Below are 15,460 nucleotides of genomic sequence, written 5' to 3' on the forward strand. Positions count from 1 at the left end.
CGGTGACCGGAGTACCGGCAAACCGACCTGCGGAGACCGGGACCAGGACCAGGAGCGCCGGGAAATCGGAACCTAGACGGAGCGGCGGCCTCCACCCGCCCCGGGCACGGGGAACGCCCCGGTGGCCCGCCGGGTGATCTCCCCGTAGACCTCGGGGTCGGTGGTGTACTCGCCGAGCGCACACGTCTTACGGCTGCCGTGGTAGTCCGAGGACCCCAGGGTGAGCAGCCCGACCTCGGCGGCGAGGCCGCGCAGCCGGGCCCGGGTGGCCGGCTCGTGGTCCATGTGGTCGACCTCGATGCCGTCGAGTCCGGCGGCGGCCAGCTCGGCGATCGCGCCGTCCGAGACCGTCCTGCCGCGCTTGGCCGCACCGGGGTGGGCGAACACGGCGACGCCGCCCGCCCCCTTGATCAGCCTGATCGCCTCGAAGGGGTCGGTCTCGTGCTTGGGGACGTAGCCCCGGCCGCCGTCGGCCAGCCACTCCCCGGTGAAGGCGTCACCGACCGTGGGGACGACGCCCAGCTCGACCAGGGCGGAGGCGACGTGGGGGCGGCCGACCGAGCCCTCGCCCGCGATCCGCGCCACCTGCTCCCAGCTGATCGGGACGCCGAGCTCCCGGAGCTTGTCGATCATGGCGCGGGCGCGCGGCACCCGGTCGTCCCTGACCAGCTCCCGCTCGGCGAGCAGATCGGGCTCCTCGGGGTCGAAGAGGTACGCCAGTACGTGCATGCTGACGCCGTCGAGACGGCAGGAGAGCTCCGCGCCGGTGACCAGCGTCAGCCCCTCGGGGAGGGCGGCGATCGCCTCGGCGTGCCCCCGCGTCGTGTCGTGGTCGGTCAGCGCGACGACGTCCAGCCGGGCGGCGGCGGCCTTGCGGACCAGCTCGGCGGGGGTGTCCGTGCCGTCGGAGGCGGTGGAGTGGGTGTGCAGATCGATGCGCACGACGCGGACTCCAAGCGGTGACGGGACGGAAGGGGGCTGCTCAAGGATAACGGGAATCCAGCACTCCCCTGTCACACCCGCTACCCGGGTGCGCCCCCTACGCCTCGAAGGCCCCGGAGCCCCCGACCGCCTACGGCTCCAGAATCCGCGGAGACAGCGCGCCGCACGGCAGCAGGTCCACCTCCGCGCCGGCGTCGCGCAGATCCGTCAGCACCAGCTCGTCGTACATCAGCAGTCCCGACTGCTCCGGCCACACGACGGCCCACAGCCACAGGCCGCGGGCCTCGCCCGCGAAGACGGCCCGGTCGGCCGGGGAGCCGGAGACCAGCCAGAGCGGGGTCGGCCGGCCGGCCGCGAGCACCTTGGCCTGGGGAGGCTTCTCCACGTCGAGATACGGGCCGGGGTCGGGACCGTCGACGCCCGCGTACCGCGCGCCGAGGCCGACGCCGAGTTCCTCGGCGACGAGGACCAGCTCCCCCATCCCGCCCAGCGGGCCGGGACCCGAGCAGGCCACCACGGTCGCGCGGCCGCCGCTGCGGTCGTCGCCCGCGCAGCCGACGCCCGTGAAGAGCCAGCCGACCGGCAGCGGCCACGGCATCCACACCGGAACCTGCGCGCGGTGCACCACGACACCGAGAGCCTCGACGCTGGGCGGGATCACGGGCTGCAACGGATGCACCGTCCCGTGGACATCGCACTGCCAGGAGTCGGAAAAGAGGCCGGGAGCCCTGACCCGGCCACCACACTTCGGGCAACTGGGTTCGCCCCTCATAGGCCCCAACGGTCCTCCCCGTCCTGCGCCGCGTCAAGGACGATCACCCGTCCGGCGTGTGCCCTTCACACCGAGGAAGTAGATGGTATTTGCATTAATTAGCCGAGCTAACTTATTCTGTGTATGCGACAACGATCTCCCCGCGAGCAGCGAAGGAGCAGGCATGGACAGCAGCACGGGAGGGCCCGCGGAGGCGGATCCCTTCGACTCGGGGGCCGGCGGAATCCTGCGCCAGCCGAAGGCCGTCTGGGCGACCGCCGGCGCGGCCGTCGTCGCCTTCATGGGCATCGGGCTCGTCGACCCGATCCTGCCCTCCATCGCCAGGGGCCTCGACGCCACGGCCGACCAGGTGTCGTTGCTCTTCACCTCGTACTTCCTGATCACGGCGGTCGCGATGCTGGTGACCGGCTTCGTCTCCAGCCGGATCGGCGGCCGCAGGACGCTGCTGGCGGGACTCGCTCTCGTCGTGGTCTTCGCCGGACTCGCGGGCACCTCGGGCTCGGTGGGCGAACTGGTCGGCTTCCGCGCGGGCTGGGGGCTCGGCAACGCCCTGTTCGTCTCGACGGCCCTCGCGGTCATCGTCGGCGCGGCGGCGGGCGGCAGCGCCGCGGCCATCCTGCTGTACGAGTCGGCGCTCGGCCTCGGCATGGCGTGCGGGCCCCTGCTCGGCGCGCTGCTCGGGGACGCGAGCTGGCGCTACCCGTTCTTCGGCACCGCCGTCCTGATGGCGATCGGCTTCCTCTGCATCACGGCGTTCCTCGAGGAGCAGCCGAAGCCCGCCCGCAGGACCTCCCTGCTCGACCCGATCAGGGCGCTCGGGCACGGCGGGCTCGCCTCGGCCGCCGCCTCGGCGTTCTTCTACAACTACACGTTCTTCACCGTGCTGGCCTTCACCCCGTTCGTGCTGGACATGACCCCGTACAAGTCGGGTGCCGTGTTCTTCTGCTGGGGTCTGCTGCTGGCCGTCTTCTCGGTGATCGTGGCACCCCGGATGCAGGCCCGGTTCGGCTCGCTCAAGGTGCTCGACGGCTCACTCGTGCTCCTCGCCGCCGACGTCCTCGTGCTCGGCTACGGCGACCACACGACCGCGGTGGTCTGCACGATCCTGTCCGGAGCCTTCATCGGCGTGAACAACACCGTCTACACGGAGCTGGCGCTCGGCGTCTCGGACGCGCCGCGCCCGGTGGCGAGTGCCGGCTACAACTTCGTGCGCTGGTTCGCGGCGGCCGCGGCGCCCTACTTCGCGCCGAAGATCGAGGAGTGGAGCAACGTCCGCGTGCCGTTCGTGGTCGCGGCGGTCACGGCGGTGCTGGGTGCGGTGGTGGTCCTCGTCCGGCGCGCCGCGCTGACCCACGAGGCGGAGGACCTGGAGCCGCGGCACGCCATCGAGGACGGTGTGACGGTCTTCGCCGACTGAGCCGCGCGGGCCGGGGACTGACCCGGCCTCAGCCGGCTCGGCTCAGTCGAGCGGGACGGACGTGCGCCGTGGATCGCGCAGGTCCGTTCCGCTGGTCAGCCAGCGCTCCTGGAGGGCACCCGCGCCGTGCACCCGCTTCCAGGCGGCCTCGTTCGGGGTCATCGGCAGCAGCGGCAGGAACCGTACGGGATCGGCGGGCGCGTCCAGTTCGAGGTCCTCCACCAGGCCGCCCGACTCGGCCACCAGTACGGACGTGAACGGCGCGCCCGGCCACAGGGGTTCGCCCACGTCCAGCGAGGCGCCGGGGGCCACGACGAGGCCCTCCACCTGCGGGGAGGCGGCCAGTACGGCCAGCGGGCGGAGCACCTTGTCGGTGTCGGCGCCGCCGGCGCGCACCGACAGGACCAGCTCGGCGCGCGGCCCCTTGACCGGGTCGGCGAGGGCCGCGGTCGGGTCCGTCATCGGCTGCAGCGACATGCCGAGGGTCGCGTAGCGGACGAGGTCGCCCGCTGTGAAGCGCAGCACTTCGATGCGGTCCGTGCCCAGAAAGGTGACCGCGGCGCGCGCGTCCGGTTCGCCCAGCGCGGAGCGCAACCGAGCCTCGACCAGCGGAAGAACATCTGCCATACGCCGAGCATAGGCGGCGGGTTCACCCCGCGAGGATCCCGGACCACGTGTCAACAACGGGCAAAGCGGCGGCTTGACGCTTCCGTGCGCTGATAGTCTTGGCCGCTGGTCGGGGCAGCACGCAGAAGCGTCGCTCTCGAGCCTCGACGCATGAGACTCCCCTACGGGGGATGGATCGTCCCTCACGGGGGACCGGCCGGAGGAGGTGGGGCTGCAATGGACCGAAGTCGACCGTGCAGTACCACCCGCTCTTCCGGCCGCTGACGTAGCTCTGGCTCTGCCTGCTGCCGCCTCTCGCGCTCGCATCTTTGTCTGTCCGGTGCACCGACGGAAGAGCACTTCGTTTCCGCCTGATCCATCCGACTGATCCGTCTGATCTGAATCAGTAGCGAAGCTGCCACCGCGACGGTGCGGTGCTCCCCGCTTTGTGGACGTGCCAAACATTCCGCAGTCAGGACGTCCCCATTCCGGGCAGTTCCAACCGTCGCCGGCGGCCTCCGTTGTTAAGGAGCCTGCCATGTCGATGATCCGCGACCTCCGCGCAGCGGTTCGTCCGCGCCCCTCCCTGCGCAAGGACAGTGGCTCGTACGACGCCACTCGCGACCCGGCCACCCCGTCCGCCGTGGTCGACTGCGCGGTCTACCTCGACGGTGCGCGCGTCGAGGCCTCCGAGCAGCTGTCCCCGCACGAGGCGATGCGCCAGGTGCGGCGCGACGGCGGCTTCGTGTGGATCGGCCTGCACGAGCCGACCGAGGCCGAATTCGCGGGTATCGCCAGCGAGTTCGGGCTGCACCCGCTGGCCGTGGAGGACGCCGTGCAGGCCCACCAGCGGCCCAAGCTGGAGCGGTACGACGACACCCTGTTCACCGTCTTCAAGACCATCCACTACGTCGAGCACACCCAACTCACCGCCACCAGCGAGGTGGTGGAGACCGGCGAGGTCATGTGCTTCACCGGGCGGGACTTCTTCATCACCGTCCGGCACGGCGGGCAGGGCTCGCTGCGGGCACTGCGGCACCGGTTGCAGGACGACCCCGAGCTGCTGGCCAAGGGGCCCTCGGCCGTGCTGCACGCGATCGCCGACCACGTCGTGGACGGGTACATCGCGGTCGCCGACGCCGTGCAGGACGACATCGACGAGGTCGAGACCGAGGTGTTCTCGCCGGGCCGCAAGGGCACCCCGCGCGGCACGGACGCCGGGCGGATCTACCAACTCAAGCGCGAGGTACTGGAGTTCAAGCGGGCGGTGTCGCCCCTGCTGCGTCCCATGCAGCTGCTGAGCGAGCGGCCGATGCGGCTGATCGACCCCGACATCCAGAAGTACTTCCGGGACGTCGCCGACCACCTGGTCCGGGTGCAGGAGCAGGTCATCGGCTTCGACGAGCTGCTCAACTCGATCCTGCAGGCGAACCTGGCGCAGGCCTCCGTCGCGCAGAACGAGGACATGCGCAAGATCACGTCCTGGGCCGCCATCATCGCCGTACCGACGATGGTGTGCGGGGTCTACGGGATGAACTTCGAGCACATGCCGGAGCTGCACTGGCGCTTCGGCTACCCCGTGGTGATGGGCATCACCGTGGTCATCTGCCTGGGCATCCACCGCACGCTGAAGCGCAACGGCTGGCTCTGAGCGGGGCCGGGGAGCGGCGTGGGGGCGCTGGATAGTCTTGCCCCCATGACGGAGAAGCTGCTCGACCAGGCCCTCGTCGAGGAGGCCACCAAGAAGTCCGGGCTGATCTGGGTGACGGCCGGCCGGGTGGCACCCGAGCCGGACCTCCCCGGGGGCCACCAGGCGCCCGCGCGGGCCCTGTGGCACGTCTGGCACGACGGCGCGGTGTGCCTGGTCGGCGACGGGCCCGGCGAGCAGCCGCTGCCGGGACTGGCCGACGGGGGCGACGCGGTCGTCACCGTCCGCAGCAAGGACAAGGGCGGACGGCTGGTGTCCTGGGCCGCCGGGGTCGTGGAGCTGGCGCCCCGCTCCCCGCAGTGGGAGGCGGCCGTCGCCGACCTCAAGGGCAAGCGGCTGAACGCGCCGGACGGAGAGGCCATGCCCGAGCGCTGGGCGAACGAGTGCCGGGTGCTGCGCCTGGAACCGAGGGGCACCACGGGTGCGCTCCCGGACGGCTCGCTGGCGGCGCCGCCGGTCCCGACCCCGGCGACGACCCGCAGGCCCGCCCCCGCCGGCCTGCCCCGGCTCCTGTTCAAGCGGCGCAAGCGCTAGCGCGGGACATCGGGACACCCGGCCACCGGGCACGCGGCGGCTACGAGGCGGGCAGCTGCTGCCCGTAGTCGACCGTCTCCTTCTTCGAGGGCTCCGCCAGGGCGAAGTCCTCGCCCCAGTCGGTGAGGCGCAGCGTGCCGGCGTCTCCGGCCCGGACCAGGAGGAGGGGGTACGGCTTCCCCTCCAGGGACACGTCGAGGCTGCCGCCCGAGCCCTTGCCGGCGCTGATCCGCACGGTGCGCGTGCCGCCCACCTCGTGGCGGCCGTCCGTGGCGAGGGCGCCGTGCAGGGTGAGCAGCCCGTCGAGAAGGACGTCCTTGTCGGTGAAACCGCTGAAGCGCTTGTAGGCGGGGTCCCCGGTCGGGACCTTCACGTACATGCCCTCCAGCTTGTCGGCGGCCTCGGCGTCCGAACCGGCGTCGTCGCCCGAGCCGTCCTGGTGGGTCCAGAACTCCGCGTCGGCCTTCAGGAAGAGGTGCTCGCCCACCCGCAGCAGCCGGAACGTCGCCCCCTTGGAGGTGACCGACCCCGTGCCGCCGTCGTCCTTGAGGCGCATGTCGAGTCGGTAGGTGCGCCCGTTGGTCACCACGGTTCCCGAGAGCCGCACCGCCTCCGCCGCGTTCGCGGCCGTACGCGTTCTGCTCTGGATCTTGTCGGCGGACAGCTTGCCGACCCCGTTGGTGCCCGCGTCCGGGTCCTCACTGCTGCACCCCGTCAGTCCCGTCCCCGTCACGACCAGCGCGCACACCGCGCCCAGCAGTACGGCGCTGCGGGTACGGCCCTGGGGAATTGCAGTCACAGGTGGGGCTGCCTCTCGTGCGGGGGTCCTCAACGGCGTACGGCAGCGTACCGGGGTCGGCCGGGCCCTTCGGAGGCAGTCCGTCCGCACCGTTCACCAGGGCGTATCCGACCGGGACGGGCTAGCCTGAAGCCCATCCGAGCGGACATCGAGGCACATAGCGTTCCGTACGTGAAGGAGGCGGGGGCATGGCGGCAGGCGCCCCGAGGATCTTCGTCTCGCACCTCTCCGGCACCGCCGTCTTCGATCCCAACGGCGACCAGGTCGGGCGGGTGCGCGACCTCGTCGCCATGCTGCGCGTCGGCCGGCGCCCGCCCCGGCTGCTGGGCCTGGTCGTCGAGCTGTCCACGCGCCGCCGCATCTTCCTGCCGATGACGCGCGTCACCGGCATCGAGTCCGGCCAGGTCATCACCACCGGTGTGCTCAACGTGCGGCGCTTCGAGCAGCGGCCCACCGAACGGCTCGTGTTCGGCGAGCTGCTCGACCGGCGGGTGCGGCTCGCCGAGAGCGGGGAGGAGGTGACCGTCCTCGACGTGTCGGTCCAGCAGCTGCCCGCCCGCCGTGACTGGGAGATCGACCGGGTCTTCGTGCGGAAGGGCAAGAGCGGGGCCTTCCGGCGCGCCAAGGGCGAGACGCTGACCGTCGAGTGGTCCGCCGTCACCGGCTTCTCTCTGGAGGAGCACGGGCAGGGCGCGGAGAGCCTCCTCGCCACCTTCGAGCAGTTGCGCCCCGCCGACCTGGCGAACGTGCTGCACCACCTGTCGTCGAAGCGGCGTGCCGAGGTGGCGGCGGCGCTGGACGACGACCGCCTCGCCGACGTGCTGGAGGAACTCCCGGAGGACGACCAGATCGAGATCCTCGGCAAGCTCAAGGAGGAGCGCGCGGCGGACGTGCTGGAGGCGATGGACCCGGACGACGCGGCCGACCTGCTGGGCGAGCTGCCCGAGGCGGACAAGGAACGGCTGCTCGCGCTGATGCGGCCGGACGAGGCGGCGGACGTGCGGCGGCTGATGGCGTACGAGGACCGCACCGCGGGCGGTCTGATGACCACCGAGCCGATCGTGCTGCGCCCCGACGCGACCGTCGCCGACGCCCTCGCCCGGGTCCGCAACGCCGACCTCTCCCCGGCCCTCGCCGCCCAGGTGTACGTGTGCCGCCCGCCGGACGAGACGCCGACCGGGAAGTACCTCGGCACGGTGCACTTCCAGCGGCTGCTGCGCGACCCGCCGTACACCCTCGTCGGCGCGCTGGTCGACGACGATCTGCAGCCGCTGGCGCCGGGCGCGGAGCTGCCCGTGGTGGCCGGCTTCTTCGCCACGTACGACATGGTCGCGGCACCCGTCGTCGACGAGAGCGGTTCGCTGCTGGGTGCGGTGACCGTGGACGACGTCCTGGACCACATGCTGCCGGACGACTGGCGCGAGACGGAGTTCCACCTCGACGAGGTGCCCGCGGGCGAGGGCACGGGAGCCGCTCATGGCGCCTGACCGCGACTCCCGCGAGCGGGCGCCCTCGGGGTCGACCGCCGCTCCCCGCCCGCGCAACCGGCTCGACCAGCCGCTGCCGCGGCGCCGCAGGCTGCTGCCGGAATGGGACCCGGAGGCCTTCGGGCGGCTCTCGGAGCGGATCGCCCGGTTCCTGGGCACCGGCCGGTTCATCGTCTGGATGACCGCCGTCGTGGTGGTGTGGGTGGTGTGGAACATCGCCGCACCCCGGGACCTGCGCTTCGACCAGTACCCGTTCATCTTCCTGACGCTGATGCTGTCGCTCCAGGCCTCCTACGCGGCTCCGCTGATCCTGCTCGCGCAGAACCGCCAGGACGACCGCGACCGGGTCAATCTCGAACAGGACCGCAAGCAGAACGAGCGGTCGATCGCGGACACCGAGTACCTGACCCGGGAGATCGCCGCGCTGCGGGTGGGCCTCGGGGAGGTGGCCACGCGGGACTGGATCCGCTCCGAACTCCAGGACGTGGTCAAGGAGCTGGAGGAGCGGCACGGGGACGGCCGGGTCGTATTCCCGGCGGAGCACATGCGCGGACGTGACGTAGACGACCGGTGAGAGGGCTTTCCGGCTCCCCCGTCCGGCGCCGTACCATCGTGGCTATGGCTACGGAAGACGCGGTGCGCGAAGCGCTGGCGACGGTGAACGACCCCGAGATCCACCGACCCATCACCGAACTGGGGATGGTCAAGTCCGTGGAGATCGGTGCGGATGGCGCGGTCGCGGTCGCGGTGTACCTGACCGTCTCCGGTTGCCCGATGCGCGAGACCATCACCAACAACGTGACCGAGGCGGTCCAGGCGGTCGAGGGCGTCACGCGCGTCGACGTCACGCTGGACGTCATGAGCGACGAGCAGCGCCGGGAACTGGCCGGCGCGCTGCGCGGCGGCCAGGCCGAGCGCGAGGTCCCCTTCGCCAAGCCCGGCTCGCTGACCCGGGTGTACGCGGTCGCCTCCGGCAAGGGCGGCGTGGGCAAGTCCTCGGTGACGGTGAACCTGGCCGCGGCGATGGCGGCGGACGGCCTGAAGGTGGGCGTCGTCGACGCCGACATCTACGGCCACTCGGTGCCCCGCATGCTGGGCGTCGACGGCCGCCCGACCCAGGTCGAGAACATGATCATGCCGCCGTCCGCGCACGGCGTGAAGGTCATCTCGATCGGCATGTTCACCCCGGGCAACGCGCCCGTGGTGTGGCGCGGCCCGATGCTCCACCGCGCCCTGCAGCAGTTCCTGGCGGACGTGTACTGGGGCGACCTGGACGTCCTCCTCCTCGACCTGCCCCCGGGTACCGGCGACATCGCGATCTCGGTCGCGCAGCTGGTCCCGAACGCGGAGATCCTCGTCGTCACGACCCCGCAGCAGGCCGCCGCCGAGGTCGCCGAGCGGGCCGGCTCCATCGCCGTCCAGACCCACCAGAAGATCGTGGGCGTCGTGGAGAACATGTCCGGGCTGCCCTGCCCGCACTGCGGCGAGATGGTCGACGTCTTCGGCACGGGCGGCGGCCAGACCGTCGCCGACGGCCTCACGCGCACCACGGGGGCGACGGTGCCGGTCCTCGGCTCCATCCCGATCGACGTCCGCCTGCGCGAGGGCGGCGACGAGGGCAAGCCGGTGGTGCTGTCCGACCCGGACTCCGCGGCGGGCGCCGCCCTGCGGGGCATCGCGGGCAAGCTGGGCGGCCGTCAGCGCGGCCTGTCGGGCATGTCGCTGGGCATCACCCCGCGCAACAAGTTCTGACCCCGGTACGCCGAAGGGGGCACCGTCCGACGACGGTGCCCCCTTCGGCGTCCCCGGGCGCCCTCCGGCACCCGGGACCTTCGTGTCCTAGGCGTACGCGGCGATGTCCTTGATCATCGAGAAGCCGAGCCCGTACGCGCTCATCCCCCGCCCGTACGCGCCCACGTGCACGCCCTCCTGGGTGGAGCCGGCCAGCACCCAGCCGAACTCCGACTCCCGGTAGTGGAAGGGCGTGGGGACGCCGTCCACGGGGAGCGACAGCGTGGACCAGTCGGAGCCGGTCAGGTCGTCGGCGAGGACCCACGCGGTCTCGGTCTGCTGGTCCAGCCAGTCGTCCCGCAGGGTGTGGTCCATCTGCCCCGGCCAGGTGAACGAGAGCAGCCCCACCCCGGCGAGCCAGGCCGCCGAGGAGACCGAGGTGGCCTCCAGCATTCCCGTGCCGTCGGCACTACGCCGTACGGGGCTGGCCGCGACGGTGACGACCACCGCGAACCGTTCCTTGTCCTCGGTGGACTCGCTGCGCACCGTGGGCTCGTCGCCGTGCCCGATCGACCCGTGCTCGACGGCACCGTCCGCCGAGGTACCGACCTGCATCAGCCAGCGCGGACCCGTGAAGGCCTCGTCGAGGCCGTACCACGGGAAGGGCGCGAGCAGGTAGCCGTCGACCGTGCGCCGGGCGGAGGGGACCTGTTGTCCGCCCTCCGCGGCCGGCGCCTGCGCGCCTACCCGACTTGTCGTCTCCATCTCCCGGACGCCTCCTCGCTCTTGTTGGACCCGAGCGGCCCGCCCCCCGCGGGCGTCCTCGCTCACACCTGGTCCGCACAACAACTGGGCAGCATAGCCACCCCGTTGCGAGCAGCCGGGAAGCCGCCCGGCGCGTGGGTCGCGTGCGCGGCCGATTCGGGCCGTGAACGAGGGCGTACGTGTATGACTCATATCACGTACACACAGGGGCTGCGGCCCGGACGCGCGACGGAGGGACGCCCCCGGGAGGGTGTGCGAAAGGTCAGGTGGCGTCCGCGTCGAAGGGCGGGCGCTCGTCCGCGTCGAGCTTCTCGCGCTTCTTCGTCATGTCGACGGAGCCGCCCGCACTGCCGTTCGACGCGTCGGCGGAGGACTCGGCGTCCCGGCTGTGCACCGCGTCCGTGACCTCGGCCATCTCCTTCTTCAGGTCGAAGCCGTTGCGGATCTCCTTGAGCCCCAGCTCGTCGTTGTCCAGCTGCTTGCGCAGGAAGGTCTTGGGGTTCAGGTCCTCGAACTCGAAGTCCTTGAACTCGGGGCCGAGCTCCTCGCGGATGTCCTGCTTCGCGCTCTCCGAGAACTCGCGGATCTTGCGGATGGTGCGCGTGACGTCCTGGATCATCTTCGGGAGCTTCTCCGGACCGAAGACGAGCACGGCGAGGACAACGAGCGTCACCAGCTCGAGCGGTCCTATGTCATTGAACACCTGAAGCTCCTTGCGATGTCCTCGGCCCTCGGCAGGTCTTCCGTGGTCCGGGCCGGGTCCACGGTACCCGCCGATCCCGTCCGTCCGGTACTGTCCCGGGCCTCCCGGCTTCGTGTACACGGCCCGTTCCCCGCGATGTCCGCCGTTGGTCGCGGGGAACGGGCGGGCTGGTGGGCCCCGCCTGTGAAGGTGCCGTCAGTCGCCGTCGGCGGAGCCGAGGACCAGGGTGAGCCGCCTGTCGGTGCCGTCGCGGTCCAGGGTGAGGTCGAGACGGTCGCCGGGCCGGTGGGCGCGGATCCTGACGATCAGCTCCTCGCCGGAGTGGACGGGCTTGCCGTCGACCTCCTTGATCACGTCGCCCGCCTCGATGCCGGCCCGGTCGCCCGGGCCGCCGGGGGTGACCGGTGCGCCGCCGCCCTCGGCCTTGGTGTTGACCCGGGCGCCGTCGCCGCCGTACTCCATGTCGAGGGTGACGCCGATCACCGGATGCGTCGCCTTGCCGGTGTTGATCAACTCCTCGGCGACGCGCTTGCCCTGGTTGATGGGGATGGCGAAGCCGAGCCCGATCGAACCGGCCTGACCGCTTTCCAGGTCGGAGCCGCTGTCGGCCGAGCGGATGGCGCTGTTGATGCCGACGACACGGCCCTTGGAGTCGAGAAGGGGGCCGCCGGAGTTGCCGGGGTTGATGGGCGCGTCCGTCTGCAGGGCGTCGACGTACGAGATGTCGCTGCCGTCGCCCTTCTCGCCGCCCGCGGTGATCGGCCGCTCCTTGGCGCTGATGATGCCGGAGGTGACGGTGTTGGGAAGGTCGAAGGGGGCTCCGATGGCGACGACGGCGTCGCCGACCTGCACGTTGTCCGAGTTGCCCAGCGGCAGGGGCTCCAGTCCGCTCACCGAGCCGACCTTGACGACGGCGAGGTCGTAGCCGCTGTCGCGTCCGACGACCTCGGCGGTCGCGGTCTGGCCGCCGCTGAAGGTCACCGATATCTCCCCGCCGGTCCCGGCGGGCTCCACCACGTGGTTGTTGGTGAGGATGTGGCCCGAGCCGTCGAGCACGAATCCGGTGCCGGTGCCCTGGGCGTCCGAGCCGCTCACGTGCAGGGTGACGACGCTGGGCAGGGCGCCCGCCGCGATCCCGGCGACGGTGCCCGGAGCCCGGCCGCTCGGCTCCTTCCCGGCCTGGGGGAGCTCGACGTCGACCATGCCGCCGTTGCGCTCCAGATAGGCGCCCACGAGGCCGCCCACGCCGCCGGAGACCAGCGCGACGAGGAGGGCGCCGCCGACGATGATCCGCTTCGCCCGTCGGCGCCGCTGGGAGGTGGTGGCGACGGCGGCCCCGTTCTGCTGGAGCGGCTTGGACGCGGCCCACGGGTCGTAGTTCCGCCAGGGACCCGGCGCGGCCGCCGCCCCGCCCTCCGCGGCGGGCAGGACGGGCGCCACGTGCGTGCCGGGGGTCTGGGCGGCCCCGGGGTGCTGGACCGGCGGAGCCGACACGGCGGGCGCCACGTGCGTGCCCTGGGCCGGAGTGGCCCCGGGGTGCTGGACCGGCGGAGCGGGTGCCCAGGGCCCGGGGTGTCCGTACGGAGGGGTGCCGTAGGGGTCGGGTGCGTGCAGCGCCCGAGGACGCTCGGGGGCCGCCGCGGGGCCCGGGACGGCACCGGGCGCCGGCGGGGGTACGGCACCGGCCACGCCCGGCGACTCGGCGCCCTCCTGGACGGGGGTGCCCGGGGGCACGGCGCCCGCGTCCTGCGTCGGTACGGTGCCGGCCGTCTGCGGAGGCACCGCGTCCGGCCGGCCGGACGTCGGGGCGGGGCTCTCCAGCTCGAAGTCGCCCTCGGCGGACTCGCCCGGCGCGGCCGCCCGCTCGGGTCGGCTCAGTTCGAAGTCGCCACCGGAACCGGTGCCTGCGGGGCGTGGACGCCGCAGTTCGAAGTCACCGTCCGCGGTGGCCTCGCTCGCCGGCTCCGTCTCCGCTGGCCCGGCCGGAGCGGGCGCCGCGTCCCGGGGCGCGGAAGGCACCGTCCCGGCGGCCTCCGGAGGCTCCACCCGGTCCGTGGCCGGGTCGGTCCCCGCGTCCTGCGGCCGGGGCCGGTTCCACCACTTCTCCTTCGCGGGCTTCCCCTGGTCCATGCTCTCCCCACACCCGGCCCGCGGCACGACGGCACCGGCGGTCACCGCAGATTGTCGACTCCGCGCCCGGATCCCTCCCGCGGGCGCGGCCCACCCAGGATTCAACCAGGTTCACGGGTCACCGCGCAGACAACGGCCGGGGCCCGGCCGGCGGTCGGGGGTCAGCGGGCGGAACGGGGGGAGGTCGGGGAGGGAGAGGGGGACGAGGTGTACGGCGACGCGGTGAGCAGGCCCGGCCGCACGACGTCCCACGACGCCGACCAGGTGGCCGGTTCGGTGGGCTGGGCCGTGGCGAGCGGACGTATGAGCGGGGACATGGCGGCGGCACCGGCCACGATGGGGGTGGCCAGCGTGTGCATGGCTTCCTGGCCCGACGGCGGAGTAGGGACTCCGGGCAGCAGGGGCGCGGACAGCGAGGTGGGTATGACGGGGCCGTCACCGAGCGATCGCTGGCCCTGGGCGAGCAGGGGAGCGGCGGACCGCCGGCGCTGGGAGTCGGGAGTCGTCGCGCCGCCGGTGCCCTGGGAACGCAGCGGCGTCACATTGCTGCCGGAGCCGGAGCCACCGCGCGTGTCCGTGGTGTCGCCCGCGACGCCGGTGGACACCCCGCCGAGCGCGACGGCGGCCAGCGACACCGCGCCCGCGGCGGCGAAGGCGAAGCGCAGCCCGCGGGAGGCCGACCGGTCGGTGTCCGGGCGGCCGACGTCGTGGATGCGGAAGCCGCGCCCCGAGGAGGGCAGCACGTCGGCGTGCGGTCCCGTGGGCACGTAGCCGAAGGAGTCACCCGGCACTCCGAAGACCCCGGTGACGCCCGAGTGACGGTCGGAGCCGGGAAGTCTTCCGCCGAAGCCGCTCCGGCCCAGCGGGGAGCCGCCGTCGTCGGAGTCGCCTCCACCGGGGAGTCCCTGCAGGCGGGCCAGGAAGCTCTCGGAGGGCGGCGGCGGAGCCACTTCCGCGAACACGTTCTTCAGGCGGCGCTGCGCGTCCGCCTCGGCCTTGCACTTCGCGCAGGTCGCGAGGTGGGCCAGGACCCGCTCGCGCGAGTCATGACCGAGCTCTCCGTCCACCAGGGCGGAAAGTCGGTCCCCGAGGTGCTGATCTGCCACACGCCGTTCGGCGGGGTCGGGCCGGGATCCACTCACGCGGTCGCGCCCCCTCCCCCCAGCGCGGGGACTCCCGTGACGGCGAAGCCGCGGCGCTCGGCGCGGGCTTCCGGAGACCGGTGCGCCAGGGCCTTGCGCAGCTGGGAGCGGCCGCGGTGGATCCGGCTGCGGACCGTGCCGAGCTTGACGCCGAGGGTCGCGGCGATCTCCTCGTACGAGAGTCCTTCGATGTCGCAGAGGACGACCGCGGCGCGGAACTCGGGCGCGAGGGTGTCCAGCGCCTGCTGCACGTCGGCGTCGAAGTGCGCGTCGTTGAAGACCTGTTGGGGCGAGGGCTCGCGGCTGGGGAGGCGCTCGGCCGCGTCGTCGCCGAGGGCGTCGAAGCGGATGCGCTGCTTGCGGCGCACCATGTCCAGGAAGAGGTTCGTGGTGATGCGGTGCAGCCAGCCCTCGAAGGTGCCGGGCGTGTAGGTCGACAGCGAACGGAAGACACGGACGAAGACCTCCTGGGTGAGGTCCTCGGCGTCGTGCTGATTGCCGGTCAGGCGATAGGCGAGCCGGTAGACCCGGCCGCTGTGCGTGCTGACGATCTCCTCCCAGGTGGGCGGAGTCCACGCCTGCGAGTCCGCATCGGTGGCGAAAGTCGCGGTCTGTGCGGAACCTGCGGTGCGGGAACGGTCAGCGGTGTCAATCACGGATTTCGGCTCACCCGCCGACCTGAGAAAGCGCCGCAGCACTCCTCCCCGATCCTCAGGCGCAGCCG

Annotated in this window: 15 protein-coding genes; 6 read left to right on the forward strand and 9 right to left on the reverse strand. The window is 72.5% G+C overall.

All coding sequences use genetic code 11. The annotated features are described in order from the left end of the window. Positions 1-72 precede the first annotated feature (72 nt). Positions 73-942 (reverse strand): PHP domain-containing protein, encoded by an 870-nt coding sequence (locus tag ACZ4NT_RS24150; RefSeq protein WP_467727539.1) that lies wholly within the window; start codon positions 940-942, stop codon positions 73-75. A 130-nt stretch (positions 943-1,072) separates the two neighbouring features. After that, entirely contained in the window at positions 1,073-1,714 is a 642-nt protein-coding gene (locus tag ACZ4NT_RS24155) for a DUF6758 family protein (RefSeq protein ID WP_121405828.1), read from the reverse strand. Positions 1,715-1,877: 163 nt separating this feature from the next. Here ACZ4NT_RS24155 and ACZ4NT_RS24160 point away from each other — a divergent pair, with 163 nt between their 5' ends. Next, positions 1,878-3,131, forward strand: coding sequence for an MFS transporter (locus tag ACZ4NT_RS24160; RefSeq protein WP_467727542.1), 1,254 nt, complete (start codon positions 1,878-1,880; stop codon positions 3,129-3,131). A gap of 42 nt (positions 3,132-3,173) precedes the next feature. On the opposite strand, the gene ACZ4NT_RS24165 is transcribed toward ACZ4NT_RS24160, so the two are convergent. After that, positions 3,174-3,758, reverse strand: a complete 585-nt coding sequence (locus ACZ4NT_RS24165; RefSeq protein WP_121405826.1) for a suppressor of fused domain protein — start codon at positions 3,756-3,758, stop codon at positions 3,174-3,176. A 517-nt stretch (positions 3,759-4,275) separates the two neighbouring features. Between ACZ4NT_RS24165 and ACZ4NT_RS24170 the strand changes: the two genes are divergently transcribed. After that, entirely contained in the window at positions 4,276-5,388 is a 1,113-nt protein-coding gene (locus tag ACZ4NT_RS24170; RefSeq protein WP_121405825.1) for a magnesium and cobalt transport protein CorA, read from the forward strand. A gap of 45 nt (positions 5,389-5,433) precedes the next feature. After that, positions 5,434-5,979 carry a hypothetical protein gene (locus ACZ4NT_RS24175; RefSeq protein WP_467727545.1) on the forward strand — a complete coding sequence of 182 codons (546 nt, stop codon included), beginning with the start codon at positions 5,434-5,436 and terminating at the stop codon, positions 5,977-5,979. Between the two features lie 40 nt (positions 5,980-6,019). On the opposite strand, the gene ACZ4NT_RS24180 is transcribed toward ACZ4NT_RS24175, so the two are convergent. Continuing rightward, positions 6,020-6,778: a hypothetical protein gene (locus ACZ4NT_RS24180; RefSeq protein ID WP_467727547.1), complete on the reverse strand. Its 759-nt coding sequence runs from the start codon at positions 6,776-6,778 to the stop codon at positions 6,020-6,022. 188 nt (positions 6,779-6,966) lie between these two features. Here ACZ4NT_RS24180 and ACZ4NT_RS24185 point away from each other — a divergent pair, with 188 nt between their 5' ends. From ACZ4NT_RS24185 to ACZ4NT_RS24195, 3 genes are read left to right on the forward strand one after another with little or no spacing between them, the layout of a single operon-like run. Then, on the forward strand, positions 6,967-8,265 hold the full coding sequence (locus ACZ4NT_RS24185; protein WP_467727549.1) for a magnesium transporter MgtE N-terminal domain-containing protein: 1,299 nt from the start codon (positions 6,967-6,969) through the stop codon (positions 8,263-8,265). Next, positions 8,255-8,839 (forward strand): DUF1003 domain-containing protein, encoded by a 585-nt coding sequence (locus tag ACZ4NT_RS24190; RefSeq protein WP_121405822.1) that lies wholly within the window; start codon positions 8,255-8,257, stop codon positions 8,837-8,839. The genes ACZ4NT_RS24185 and ACZ4NT_RS24190 overlap by 11 nt, the downstream gene beginning before the upstream one ends. A 44-nt stretch (positions 8,840-8,883) precedes the next feature. Then, a complete protein-coding gene (locus tag ACZ4NT_RS24195; protein ID WP_121405821.1) occupies positions 8,884-10,017 on the forward strand; it encodes an Mrp/NBP35 family ATP-binding protein in 1,134 nt (377 codons plus the stop codon). 87 nt (positions 10,018-10,104) lie between these two features. Here the strand turns inward: ACZ4NT_RS24195 and ACZ4NT_RS24200 are convergent, their stop codons facing one another. The 5 genes from ACZ4NT_RS24200 to sigE all read right to left on the reverse strand — a co-directional run bounded on the left by ACZ4NT_RS24200 (position 10,105) and on the right by sigE (position 15,434). Continuing rightward, positions 10,105-10,761: a hypothetical protein gene (locus ACZ4NT_RS24200; protein WP_121405820.1), complete on the reverse strand. Its 657-nt coding sequence runs from the start codon at positions 10,759-10,761 to the stop codon at positions 10,105-10,107. Positions 10,762-11,023: 262 nt separating this feature from the next. After that, complete coding sequence (locus ACZ4NT_RS24205; RefSeq protein ID WP_467727552.1) at positions 11,024-11,464, reverse strand: sec-independent translocase; 441 nt, start codon at positions 11,462-11,464, stop codon at positions 11,024-11,026. Positions 11,465-11,659: 195 nt separating this feature from the next. Next, positions 11,660-13,594, reverse strand: coding sequence for a S1C family serine protease (locus ACZ4NT_RS24210; RefSeq protein WP_467727554.1), 1,935 nt, complete (start codon positions 13,592-13,594; stop codon positions 11,660-11,662). A gap of 161 nt (positions 13,595-13,755) precedes the next feature. Continuing rightward, on the reverse strand, positions 13,756-14,736 hold the full coding sequence (locus tag ACZ4NT_RS24215; protein WP_121405817.1) for an anti-sigma factor: 981 nt from the start codon (positions 14,734-14,736) through the stop codon (positions 13,756-13,758). After that, on the reverse strand, positions 14,733-15,434 hold the full coding sequence (gene sigE / locus ACZ4NT_RS24220) for an RNA polymerase sigma factor SigE (protein WP_121405816.1): 702 nt from the start codon (positions 15,432-15,434) through the stop codon (positions 14,733-14,735). The genes ACZ4NT_RS24215 and sigE overlap by 4 nt, the downstream gene beginning before the upstream one ends. Positions 15,435-15,460 lie beyond the last annotated feature (26 nt).

The sequence above is a fragment of the Streptomyces sp. NPDC026417 genome (assembly GCF_055567695.1).